This is a genomic window from Sphingobium fuliginis (genome assembly GCF_015074805.1).
Taxonomy (GTDB): domain Bacteria; phylum Pseudomonadota; class Alphaproteobacteria; order Sphingomonadales; family Sphingomonadaceae; genus Sphingobium; species Sphingobium fuliginis.
In genome coordinates this window covers 932,697-944,732 of sequence record NZ_CP060035.1, presented here as the reverse complement: position 1 = coordinate 944,732, position 12,036 = coordinate 932,697, and the positions used below count along the sequence as shown (strand labels likewise).

At 65.3% G+C, this 12,036-nt stretch carries 11 protein-coding genes; 5 read left to right on the top strand and 6 right to left on the bottom strand.

Features of this window, described 5'->3' with window-relative positions:
* Positions 1 to 66: 66 nt before the first annotated feature.
* The 4 genes from H5V43_RS04440 to wecB form a co-directional block, all read right to left on the bottom strand.
* Entirely contained in the window at positions 67 to 2,208 is a 2,142-nt protein-coding gene (locus H5V43_RS04440; RefSeq protein WP_025551071.1) for a GumC family protein, read from the bottom strand.
* Positions 2,208 to 2,918: a polysaccharide biosynthesis/export family protein gene (locus tag H5V43_RS04435; RefSeq protein WP_025551073.1), complete on the bottom strand. Its 711-nt coding sequence runs from the start codon at positions 2,916 to 2,918 to the stop codon at positions 2,208 to 2,210. Before H5V43_RS04435 ends, H5V43_RS04440 begins: the two co-directional genes overlap by 1 nt.
* A gap of 121 nt (positions 2,919 to 3,039) precedes the next feature.
* Positions 3,040 to 4,350 carry a UDP-N-acetyl-D-mannosamine dehydrogenase gene (wecC, locus tag H5V43_RS04430; protein WP_025551075.1) on the bottom strand — a complete coding sequence of 437 codons (1,311 nt, stop codon included), beginning with the start codon at positions 4,348 to 4,350 and terminating at the stop codon, positions 3,040 to 3,042.
* An 89-nt stretch (positions 4,351 to 4,439) separates the two neighbouring features.
* A complete protein-coding gene (gene wecB, locus H5V43_RS04425; RefSeq protein WP_099185831.1) occupies positions 4,440 to 5,582 on the bottom strand; it encodes a non-hydrolyzing UDP-N-acetylglucosamine 2-epimerase in 1,143 nt (380 codons plus the stop codon).
* A 174-nt stretch (positions 5,583 to 5,756) separates the two neighbouring features.
* Between wecB and H5V43_RS04420 the strand changes: the two genes are divergently transcribed.
* Positions 5,757 to 7,076, top strand: coding sequence for a UDP-glucose dehydrogenase family protein (locus H5V43_RS04420; protein WP_025551077.1), 1,320 nt, complete (start codon positions 5,757 to 5,759; stop codon positions 7,074 to 7,076).
* On the top strand, positions 7,076 to 7,201 hold the full coding sequence (locus H5V43_RS23755) for a hypothetical protein (protein ID WP_255308867.1): 126 nt from the start codon (positions 7,076 to 7,078) through the stop codon (positions 7,199 to 7,201). Before H5V43_RS04420 ends, H5V43_RS23755 begins: the two co-directional genes overlap by 1 nt.
* A 45-nt stretch (positions 7,202 to 7,246) precedes the next feature.
* On the opposite strand, the gene H5V43_RS04415 is transcribed toward H5V43_RS23755, so the two are convergent.
* Complete coding sequence (locus H5V43_RS04415; protein WP_061940604.1) at positions 7,247 to 8,095, bottom strand: ABC transporter permease; 849 nt, start codon at positions 8,093 to 8,095, stop codon at positions 7,247 to 7,249.
* Between the two features lie 117 nt (positions 8,096 to 8,212).
* Between H5V43_RS04415 and H5V43_RS04410 the strand changes: the two genes are divergently transcribed.
* Positions 8,213 to 8,893 carry a GcrA family cell cycle regulator gene (locus H5V43_RS04410; RefSeq protein ID WP_044661971.1) on the top strand — a complete coding sequence of 227 codons (681 nt, stop codon included), beginning with the start codon at positions 8,213 to 8,215 and terminating at the stop codon, positions 8,891 to 8,893.
* Positions 8,894 to 8,965: 72 nt separating this feature from the next.
* On the opposite strand, the gene H5V43_RS04405 is transcribed toward H5V43_RS04410, so the two are convergent.
* Positions 8,966 to 9,391, bottom strand: coding sequence for an organic hydroperoxide resistance protein (locus H5V43_RS04405; protein ID WP_025546570.1), 426 nt, complete (start codon positions 9,389 to 9,391; stop codon positions 8,966 to 8,968).
* A gap of 136 nt (positions 9,392 to 9,527) precedes the next feature.
* On the opposite strand from H5V43_RS04405, the gene H5V43_RS04400 reads away from it, so the two are divergent.
* A complete protein-coding gene (locus H5V43_RS04400) occupies positions 9,528 to 9,965 on the top strand; it encodes a MarR family winged helix-turn-helix transcriptional regulator (RefSeq protein ID WP_025546568.1) in 438 nt (145 codons plus the stop codon).
* A gap of 47 nt (positions 9,966 to 10,012) precedes the next feature.
* Complete coding sequence (gene parE, locus H5V43_RS04395; RefSeq protein WP_025546567.1) at positions 10,013 to 11,989, top strand: DNA topoisomerase IV subunit B; 1,977 nt, start codon at positions 10,013 to 10,015, stop codon at positions 11,987 to 11,989.
* Positions 11,990 to 12,036 lie beyond the last annotated feature (47 nt).

Sequence of the window (12,036 nt, the reverse complement as noted above, 5' to 3'; positions counted from 1 at the left end):
TCCACGCGCCGCCATTGCATAGCGGGCTAAGCAAATCTTCGCCGAAGTTGCGCCGCGCTACTTGGCTCACCCGCCGCGATGATAGTCATATTCGAAGGCGCGGCCTTCCTGCTTGGTGAGGATCGCGCCAATGATCGCGCCGCCCGCCCGGCGCAAGCGATCGACGGCGACGCGCAGGCCGCCATGATGATTGCGGCCCCATTCTACCACCAGCAACGTCACCTGCGCCTTGCTCGCCAGCAGGCAGGCATCCGACAGGCCGAGAATGGGCGGCGCATCGATCAGCACCGTGTCATAGCGTTCCCGAACGGTCGCCAGCAGGGAATCCATCGCAGGCGTGACCAGCAATTCCGCCGGATTGGGCGGGATCGCCCCGCAGGGCAACAAGGCCACGCCCGGTACGCCGCTATCCACGATGACGTCGTCCATCCTGGCCTGGCCCGTCATCAACTCGCTGATCCCACGAGCGGGCGATATGCCGAACAGGCTGTGCTGCTTGGGCCGCCGCATATCGGCGTCTATCACCAGCACCCGCTTGTCGAGTTTCGCCAGCGCCCTGGCCAGGGCATGGAGGGTGGAGGACTTCCCCTCTCCTTCCTGCGCGCTGGTGACGAGTATGGAACGCGGCAGACCGGCCGCAGAACCCAGAAGCAGCGAAGAAGCCATCGGCGCGAAAATCTCCGCCCCCGGCTTCTCCCCCGCCGGAACCGCGCCGAGCAGCGGCAGGTTCACCCGCTCCGCCAGCGTGTCGGCGGAAGTCACGGCGTCGTCGAAGATATGCCGCCCCGCCACCGCCATCAGCCCGAGGATCAGCCCACCCAGCGAAGCGAACAGCATGGTGACGCCGATATTGGGGGAAGAAGGCCGCGAAGGGACCGCCGCCCGGTCCAGCGGCTGGATGCGGCCTGCCTGGAAGCCTGCCTGCGATGCCATGTCTCGATAACGCTGGAGCAGGCTGTCGTGCAGCAGGCGATAGGTGTCGACCTGCCGCTCCAATATGCTCATCTGCACGCCGCGCCCGCGTTCGGCCCGGGCCTGCCGCTCGACCTTGGCGATTTCGGACTGGATCTGCTTCTCGCCATGCACGGCGACATCGAACTGTTCCTTGAGCGAGGCGCGGATCGTGTTGGCCATGCCCTCCGCCTGATCGTCCAGCGCGGCCAGCCGGGCGCGGGCCTCACGCATTTCGGGGTGAGCATCCTTGCGGAACTGGCGTTCCTGCACGACCTGCGCCCGCGCCTGCGCCCTTTCCGTCATGATCTGCTGCATCGCGCCGTTGTTCAGCACTTCCGGCAGCGTCTCGACACTCGACATGCGGGCGCTTTCCCAGCGCTTCTGCGCGGCGATGCGGTCGGCGGTCGCCTGCGCACGGAAGGCGTTGAGTTGCGCCAGCCGTGTCGCGATCGTGCCCTCGGGAGACGGATCGCCGTCATCCTCCTTCGATCCGGCCTCCTTCGATCCGGCCTCCCTCAATCCGGGCAGCGCCATGGCGCCCGCATTGGCGGCATAGACCGCCAGGTCGCGCTCCGCCCGTTCCAGATCCTTCCGCGCTCCGTCCAGTTCGCCGAGCAGGAATCGCCGCGCCTGAACACCGGATTCGAAGCCTCGCTTCAGATCGGCGCGGATCAGGCTGTCGGCATAGCTGTTGGCGACGCGCGCCGACAGCACCGGATCGGCGCTGGTGAAGCTGATGCGGATGACCCGCGACTTGCCGGGCAGTTCGACATGCAGATTGTCGCGCAGCAGGCCCACAACGGTCTCGGTCTCGACCTGACGCTGGCTGAGCGCGCCCGTCCCCTGCTCCGGCCGGCGCACGTTCATGCCGTCGAAGAAGGTGCGGCTGCCGATCAACGCCAGTTCGCGGGCCACATCTTCCGCCAGGGCGCGGCTGCGCAGCACTTCCAGTTCGGTCTGCATCAACGCTTCATTGTCGGACGGCGTCGCCTGTCGCTGCGCAGCGGCCGCCCCAGCGGCGCCGGCGGGGACATCCTCCACCTCGACGGAGGCGGTGGCGCGATAATCGGGCGTCGACAGCAGGATGAAGACCACGCCTGCCAGCACGCAAAGCGCCATGGTGACGAACAGGATGATGCGATGCCGCCGCACCGCCGTCCACGCCCCGCTCGCCGCCGCGGCGAAGCGCGCTGCACGTCCCTCCATGGAAGTGGACGCGCCGCTATCGTCGATCAGCAGACCTGGCCGCGCCATCAGAGTCCTCCATCCAGCACGACGAATCCGGCGCCGACCGCAGGCAGCGCCAGCAGCGTTCCGCCCAATATCGCCTTGGCGCGCGAGAGGCCGACGATGATGGTGTCGCCCGGCAGGATTTCAGGATCGGGCGCCTCGCCCCTGCGGATCGCCCCCAGGTTGAACATCGCCGCCTTGCGCTCGCCGTCCGATTGCCGGACCACGACGATCTGGCCCAGGCTGGCCAGGCGCGTCGGCCCCTTGGCCATCGCGACCGCCTGCAACAGCCCCAGTCGGCCCTCCACCGGGAAAAGGCCCGGTTCGCGAACCTCCCCATCCACGGTGATGCGGCGACCCACCGCCTTTTTGACGAATACAGTCACTTGCGGGGAAACCAGATAGCGCTCACCCAGCCGCCCGGCGATGACGTCCGATGCTTCGCTGGCGGACAGGCCGGCGACGGAAACATCGCCCACCAGCGGCATGCGAACCATGCCCGCAGCCGTCACCTGCGCGTCCTCCAGCGAAAGGCCCGGTTCATGATAGACCTGGATGCGCAGGACATCGTCGGGGGATATGCGATAGTCCATCCCCACGGCAGGAGCCGCCGGAATGGCGGCATAAGCCGCTTCCCCCTTCGGCGCGTCCTCCACGGTCGAGCAGGCACCGAGCCAGAGGCAGGCCATGATCATGACCAGCGCTTGGCTCCTGCTGTCGGTCGGCCGCTTCATGCCGCTTAAATCCCCCGCAATTCAGTGGGCACGCACAAGGCCTGCCATTGCGGGCGGGGTTAACGGCGCGACAGGAACATGGCAACCATCGGCTGGACGAAGGAGGGCGCGGAGCTCCCGATCAGATGGCGATCCGGGCCTGATCCGGGACAACCTGACCCGCGGTCGGCCGCCGTGGCTGATCCGGCCAGACGCCGCGCGTGTCGTAAACCGCCTTGTCGGCGCGTTCGTCCACCGGAACCGATTTGAACATGTCATGATCGACAAGAATGACGAAAACGCCGCATTGTTCCAGAGCCGTATCGAGATCGATAAGTTCAGCGCCCGTTCCGGCGAACTCCATCGGCAGATCATGGGCATAGGGTTCGACCAGCTTGATGCGGCGACCGTAGCGTTTTGCGAGACGCGCCGCGACCTTCACGGCCGGGCTTTCGCGGAAATCGTCGATATTGGGTTTGAAGGCGAGGCCAAGGCAGGCGACCGCCTCCCCCGGATATTCGTCGATCAGGTCGGAGGCCTTCGCGACCACATGGTCGGTCTTGCCGTCATTGACTTCGCGGGCCGTGCGGATGAGGCGGCTGTTTTGCGGGTCGCCATGGACGATGAACCAGGGGTCGACCGCGATGCAGTGGCCGCCAACGCCGGGGCCGGGCTGAAGTATGTTGACGCGCGGGTGACGGTTGGCGAGGCGGATGACTTCCCACACGTCGATGTCCATGCGTTCCGCGATGACGGACAGTTCGTTGGCGAAGGCGATGTTGACGTCGCGGAAGCTGTTTTCGACCAGCTTCACCATTTCGGCGGCGCGGGCGCTGGTGGTGATGCAGGCGCCGCGTACGAACTGGCGGTAGAAGCCCAGCGCCTTGCGGGCGCAGCGGGGCGTGATGCCGCCGATGCAGCGGTCATTGTCGATCAGTTCGACGAGGATGCGGCCGGGCAGGACGCGTTCGGGGCAATAGGCGATGGCGATGTCGCCCGCCACGCCGGGCTCGGGCATCTTCAGGTCGGGGCGGATCTGGGCGAAAAGATCGCGCATGGCTTCGGTGGTGCCGACCGGCGAGGTGGATTCGAGAATGACGGTATCGCCGGCCTTCAGGACCTCAGCGACGGTGCGGGCGGCCTTGAGGACGTGGCTGATGTCCGGCGCGCGGTCTTCGGCCACCGGAGTCGGCACCGCGATGATGAAGACATCGCTCGGCTCGACATCCAGACTGGCGCGGAGATTGCCGCGGGAGACCACGCCCTGGACGAGGCCGTCGAGATCGACTTCCTCGATATGCACGCGACCGGAGTTGACCGTCTCCACGACATGGGCGCTGACGTCCACGCCGACGACCTGCGCGCCGCCGCGCGCGATCAGGGCGGCGGTCGGCAGGCCGATATAGCCGAGGCCGATGACGGATACCTTCTGCTGGAGCTTGTCGAGGGGCATGGGGGTCCTGTGGAAGCTTTTGAGTTCCGTCGGTTTGTGGCGGGAAATGCTGAAGATTTCGGTAACGGACCGTCAGTTCCCAATCGAGTTTAGGCCGCCTCTTCCATATTCTCAGCCTGCGCGCTCGCGGCTATGATGTCTGCGATGCGCTCCGACGCGTGACCGTCTCCGAAGGGGTTGTGGGCGCGGGACATGGCGGCGTAGGCGGCTTCGTCATCCAGCAGAGCAAAGACCGAGCGGACGATCTTTATTCGATCGGTGCCGACCAGTTTCGCGGTGCCCGCCGTCACCCCTTCGGGGCGCTCCGTAGTCTCGCGCATCACCAGCACGGGCTTGCCGAGCGAAGGCGCCTCCTCCTGCACGCCGCCGCTGTCGGTCAGGACGAGATGGCACAGGTGCAGCAGGCGAACGAAATGCGGGTAATCCAGCGGCTCGATCATCGCGACATTGGGAAGGCTACCCAGCACGGTATCCATGACAGGGCGCACATGTGGATTGGGGTGGACGGGGAAGATCACGGCCACGTCGGGACGCGCGGCGATTTCGGCGATCGATCGGGCAATCGCCTCCATCCCGCCGCCGAAATTCTCACGCCGGTGGCTGGTGACGGCGACGATCCGCTTTCCGGCGAAGCGCTGGGCCAGGCTGTCCAGTCCCGACGCGAGATGGGGTTCGGCCAGCACGCGCTTGCGGGTGGCCAGCAGCGCGTCGATCACCGTGTTGCCGGTTACATATATGGTCGCGGCATCGCGATTTTCCGCCAGCAGCGCGTCGGCGGCTGCCTGGGTCGGCGCGAAATTCATGTCCGCGATGCAGGCGACGACGCGGCGGTTCACCTCCTCCGGCCAGGGGTGGTGGATGTCGCCGCTGCGCAGGCCCGCCTCGACATGGGCGACGGGAATCTTGCGGTAATAGGCGGCAAGGCTGGCGACCATGGTGGTAAGGGTATCGCCATGCACGACCACGCGATCGGGCTTCTCCGCGTCGAAGGCCTTGCCCAGTTCCACGATCAGCTTCGCCGTCAGGCCGTCCAGCGTCTGGTTCGGCGTCATCACGTCCAGGTCGATGTCGGGCGCTATTCCGGCGATCTCCAGCACTTGGTCCAGCAGGCCGCGATGCTGCGCGGTCACGATCACGCGGGTTTCGACATCCTCCCGCGCCCGGAGCGCGTGAATCACTGGAAACAGCTTGATCGCCTCGGGGCGCGTCCCGAACACCAGCGCAACCTTCATTTGCCGTCCTTTGCCATTTTCCCGCCTTTGCAAGCCGTCTTTCGGGTAAGTGTCTGGCAGAAAATGGTAACCATCCCCTGAACATGGGTACCCCCGACGCCCGCTTTCGCATGGGAGAGAAGCTGTGCTAGAGGCCAGCCGAACCATCTACCCAATCGGGGGCTCAGTTATTTTATGAAGATCACGATGATCGGCACGGGCTATGTCGGGCTGGTATCAGGCGCCTGCTTTGCCGATTTCGGCCATGACGTGGTGTGCGTGGACAAGGATGCGGGCAAGATCGCCGCAATCGAATCCGGGCGCATGCCGATTTTCGAGCCGGGGCTCGACCATCTGGTAGGCAGCAATGCAGCGGCCGGAAGGCTGAGCTTCACCACCGATCTGGCGAAGGGGGTGAAGGGCGCGGATGCGATCTTCATCGCCGTTGGCACGCCCTCGCGGCGCGGCGACGGGCATGCGGACCTGAGCTATGTCTATGCGGCGGCCAAGGAAATCGCGGATTCGCTGGATGGGCCGACCGTTATCGTCACCAAGTCCACCGTCCCGGTCGGTACCGGCGACGAGGTCGAGCGGATCGTCCGGGAAGCGCGCCCCGATCTGGACATCCAGGTCGTATCCAATCCCGAATTCCTGCGCGAAGGCGCGGCCATCGGGGATTTCAAGCGGCCGGACCGGGTCGTGGTCGGCACCACCGGCAGCCAGCGGGCCATCGATGTGATGGCGCAGGTCTATCGGCCGCTGAACCTCAACCAGGCGCCGGTGATGTTCACCGGGCGGCGGACGGCCGAGTTGATCAAATATGCAGCCAACGCCTTCCTGGCGACCAAGATCACCTTCATCAACGAAATGGCGGACCTGTGCGAAGCGGTCGGCGCGGAGGTGCAGGACGTGTCGCGGGGGATCGGCCTGGATAACCGCATCGGGTCGAAATTCCTGCATGCCGGCCCGGGCTATGGCGGCTCCTGCTTCCCCAAGGATACGCTGGCGCTGGTGAAGACCGGGCAGGATTACGACACGCCGATCCGCATTGTCGAGACCGTCGTGCAGGTGAACGACCTGCGCAAGCGGGCCATGGGGCGCAAGATCGTGAAGGCGCTGGGCGGCGAGGCGCGGGGCAAGACCGTGGCGCTGCTGGGCCTGACCTTCAAGCCCAATACCGACGACATGCGCGATGCGCCGAGCCTGGCCATCGTGCAGGCGCTGGAGGATGCGGGGGCGAAGATCGTCGCCTATGATCCCGAGGGCATGGAGGTCGCCGCGCCACTAATGCCCAGCGTGACCATGGCGAAGGACGCTTATGAAGCAGCGACCGGGGCGGACGCGCTGGTATTGGTGACGGAGTGGGATGCGTTTCGGGCGCTGGACCTCAAGCGGCTGGCGGCTTCGATGAACGGACCAGTGCTGGTCGACCTGCGCAACATCTACCCGCGCCGGGAAGCCGAGGCGGCTGGCTTTGCGCTGACGCGGGTTGGAGGCAAGGGCGTTTCTGCCTGATGCTGCTGAAGCCAGAGCGAGGGCGCGATGAACGCGGCCTTCCGCGGCTGCATCATTGGGTGGTGGCGGTTCTTGCCTTGCTTGTCCTGACGCTGGTGGTGCCGGTGATAGCCGGGTTGATGTGATAGAATATGCGCTCCTGCCTGCGCAGGAGCACCGTGCCGCTATTTTCAGGCCTTCAGCTTCCACCCGCGCTTGAGCAGCGCGTAGCACAGCATTCCAAGCGCGATATTCAGCCCCAGCAGCACCAGGCTGCCCACCACGACATCGCCGTCCGCCGCCGCGACGAAGCCGTAGCGGAAGCCGGAAATGGCGTAGAAGAAGGGGTTGGCGTGGCTGATCGCGCGGAAGACGGGCGCGAGGCGGTCGATGGAATAGAAAGTCCCCGACAGCAGCGTCATCGGCCCGATTACGAAATTGGTGATGGCTGCGGCATGGTCGAACTTTTCCGCCCAGATGGAGGTCAGCACGCCGATGAAGGCGGTCAACCCCGCACCCATCAGCCCGAACCAGAGGATCGCCCAGGGATGCGCCGGGGTCACATGCACCCCCGGCCACAGCGCCATGGCTCCCCATAGCGCCAGGCCGACGCAGAAGGCGCGCGTCACCGCCGCGCCCACCAGCGCCAGCAGCAATTCGCTGACCGACAGCGGAGGCATCAGATAATCGATCAGCGTCCCCTGCATCTTGCCCGCCAGCAGGGAGAAGCTGCTGTTCGCGAACGCATTGTTCATCATGCCCATGATCATCAGGCCCGGCGCGATGAAGTCCGCGAAGGGCACGCCCAGCACCTGGCGGTTGGCTCCGCCCAGCGCCAGGGTGAAGATGACCAGGAACATCAGCGTCGTAACGGCGGGTGCCCAGATCGTCTGGAGCTGCACCTTCATGAAGCGTCGCACTTCCTTGCGGTACAGCGCGCGGGCTCCGGCCCAGTTGACGTTGCGGATAACCAGCTCGCCCGGCTCATGGAAAGGCGGCTGATGCGACAGGGAAGCAGCAATTTTGGACTGGTCGTTCATGGTCGGATCGACTATCGGCTGAGGGGTTGTGCCGCAAGGGCGTTGTGCACGGGAAATTGAACCCGGGCCGGCGCGCCCCATATAGGGCGCGAATTTGAAATTTTGAGGAGTCATTCATTGTCCTGGACCGACGAGCGTATCGACCAGCTCAAGGCAATGTGGGAACGGGGCCTGACCGCCAGCCAGATCGCGGACGAACTGGGCGGGGTCAGCCGTAACGCCGTGATCGGCAAGGCGCACCGCCTGGGCCTGCAATCGCGCCCATCCCCGGTGAAAGCCAACGAAGTGCCGAAAAAGGCCGCCCCGCCGCTGCGCAAGTCCGCAACGGAGGCCGAAGCGCCAAAGCCGGCCGCGCCGGCGCAGCATGCCGCGCCACCGCCCGCCCGCCCTGCGGCACCGGCAGCGCCTACCCCGGCGCCCGCTGCCGCCGCGCCGGCGGCCGAAGCGCCTGCCGCGCCGCAGCCGCGCATCATCTCCGTGGGCCCCGGCGGCTTCCTGCGTCAGGGTCCGGGCGACCAGCAGGCGCCGATCCCCCCTGCCCCGCCGCGCCGCCTGGTCCCCGCAAAGCCCAGCCCGGAAATCGCCGGCAAGACCACGCTGCTCGACCTGACGGAGCGCATCTGCAAATGGCCGATGGGCCATCCGGGCGAGCCGGACTTCCATTTCTGTGGCGAAGCGGTGAACCCCGGCTTCCCCTATTGCGTCGAACATTGCGGCCGCGCCTATCAGGCGCAGTTGCCGCGTGGCACTCGCCGTCCGCCGCCGCCCCTGCCCTTCGGTGGTCCGCGAGTTCGCTGATCGCCGGAGCAGACCGGGATGAAAAAGGGCCGCTCCATTTGGAAGCGGCCCTTTTCATTGGGCTGTGGCGCGTCAGGCGATGGTCAGCCCGACATCGACATTGTTGCGCGTGGCGTTGGAATAGGGGCAAATCTGGTGCGCCGCGGCGACCAGCCTTTCCGCGTCGGCCCGCTCCACGCCAGGCAGGCTGATCTCCAGATCGGCGGTGATGCCGAACCCGCCCGCCGCGCGCGGACCTATGCCGACGGTCGCGGTGACGGCTACATCCTGCGGCACACGGATCTTCAACTGACCACCTGCAACCTTGAGAGCGCCGATGAAGCAGGCCGAATAGCCCGCGGCGAAAAGCTGCTCGGGATTGCTGCCATCGCCGCCGGGACCGCCCAGTTCCTTCGGGGTCGACAACTTTACGGCGAAGCGGCCGTCTTCCGAACGGGCTTCCCCATCGCGGCCTCCGGTGGCGGTGGCGCGGGTACGATATTTGACATCGACAGACATGGCCTTTTTCCCTTCATATTTCACGATAATCATTATCGCGATAATCTTTAGATAGATATGGCGCGGCCCCTTGTCCAGCATTTTATTTATCACGATATATATTTTCGTGCTATGGAACCTGCAAAGGAGACCGCCCATGCCCGCCGCCCTGCCGCTCGACGATCAACTCTGCTTCTCGCTCTATGCCGCCAGCATGGCGATCGGCCGCGCCTACAAGCCAATGCTCGACCGACTGGGCATCACCTACCCGCAATATCTGGTGCTGCATGCCCTATGGGAACAGGACGGCCGCACCATCGGCCAGATCGCGGAGCGTCTGTCTCTCGAATCCAGCACGGTGACGCCGCTGGTCAAGCGGCTGGAAGCGGCAGGCTTCCTCACGCGCGCCCGCAGCACGGCCGACGAACGGCGCGTCGACGTGCGCCTGACGAAGCGCGGCGCGGCGATGCGGGAGGAATGCGGCTGCCTGGGCGAAACCCTGCTCGAACGGTCCGGCATGGACGGGATGCAACTGGCCGACCTCAATGAGCGGGTGAAGCAGTTGTGGGCCGCGTTGCGCGATCCGCTGCCCTGAACAACGCGCGCTTGCGCCTGCCATCCGCCGGCTTATAGCTTGTGCCCATGTCCGAAGACCTGTTCGCCGCCAATCCCTCCGCCACCCCGCAATATGACGCCTCCGCCATCGAAGTGCTGGAGGGGCTGGAGCCGGTGCGCCGCCGCCCCGGCATGTATATCGGCGGCACGGACGAGCGCGCGCTGCACCATCTTGCCAGCGAAGTGCTGGACAACAGCATGGACGAGGCGGTCGCGGGCCATGCGACGCGGATCGAGGTGCTGCTGGAGCCAGGCAACAGGCTGACCATCACCGACAACGGCCGGGGCATCCCGGTCGACCCCCATCCCAAATTTCCCGGCAAGTCGGCGCTGGAGGTGATCCTGACCACGCTCCATTCGGGCGGCAAGTTCACCGACAAGGCTTATGCGACCTCCGGAGGTCTGCACGGTGTCGGCATCAGCGTGGTCAATGCGCTGTCGGTCGTCACCGTGATTGAAGTGGCGCGCAACAAGGAACTGTTCCGCCAGAGCTTTGCCCAGGGCCTGCCCACCAGTGGGCTGGAGAAGGTCGGCGCGGCGCCCAATCGGCGCGGCACATCGGTCAGCTTCATTCCCGACACGGAGATTTTCGGGGAGCAGAAGTTCAAGCCATCCCGTCTTTATCGCCTTGCACGGTCCAAGGCCTATCTTTTCGCGGGCGTGGAAATCCGCTGGAAATGCGCGCCGGAACTCATCACCGACGATACGCCGGCCGAGGCGGTGTTCCAGTTCCCCGGCGGACTGGCCGATCATCTGAAGGAACAGGTGGGCGACCGTGAATGCGCGACCAGCGCCTTCTTTTCGGGGAGTCAGGATTTTCCGGACTCGGCCGGGCGCGTGGAATGGGCGGTTGCTTGGCCGCTCTGGTCCGATGGTAGCTACTCCTGGTATTGCAACACCATTCCGACGCCCGATGGCGGCACGCATGAGACCGGCCTGCGCGCCGCGTTGGTGAAGGGCATCCGCGCCTTCGGCGAACTGGTGGGGCAGAAGAAGGCGAAGGACATCACTGCCGACGACATCGTGACTTCTTCGGAGATCATGCTGTCGGTCTTCATCCGCGATCCGCAGTTCCAGAGCCAGACCAAGGACAGGCTCACCAGCCCGGAGGCGGCGCGGCTGGTCGAAAATGCAGTGCGCGACCATTTCGACCATTATCTTTCCGACCATATGGAGCGCGGCAAGGCGCTGCTCGCCTATGTGCTCGACCGGATGGACGAGCGCCTGAAACGCAAGCAGGAGAAGGAGGTCAAGCGCAAGACCGCCACCAGCGCGCGCAAGTTGCGGCTGCCGGGCAAGCTGACCGACTGTTCGAACGATGATCCGGAGGGAGCGGAAATCTTCCTGGTCGAGGGCGATTCGGCCGGCGGCTCCGCCAAGCAGGCGCGTGACCGCAAGACGCAGGCGATCCTGCCCCTGCGCGGCAAGATATTGAACGTCGCCTCCGCCAATACCGCCAAGATCCTCGCCAATCAGGAGATTGCCGACATGATCCTGGCGCTGGGCTGCGGCACGCGCAAGGACTGCAATCCCGACAATCTGCGCTACGAACGCATCGTCATCATGACCGACGCCGACGTCGACGGCGCGCATATCGCGACGCTGCTGATGACATTCTTCTTTCAGGAGATGCCGGAACTGGTGCGGCGGGGCCATCTCTATCTGGCGCAGCCGCCGCTTTACCGCCTGACAGCAGGGGGCAAGAGCCTCTATGCCAAGGACGACACCCATCGGGAGCAAATCCTGGCCAAGGAGTTCAAGGGAAAGAAGGTCGACGTCAGCCGCTTCAAGGGCCTGGGCGAGATGAACCCGGCGCAGCTTCGCGAAACGACGATGGACCCCAAGACCCGCAGCCTGATCCGCGTCACTCTGCCCGACGACATAGAGGACCGGCAGCAGGTCCGTGAACTGGTCGACCGGCTGATGGGCACCAATCCGGCTCATCGCTTTGCCTTCATCCAGGAGAATGCGGCAACGGTCGATGAGGAGACAATCGACGCCTGAAAAGCGATTTTCTTTTTGATTGCGGCAAAGCGGATTTTCGCGATTGC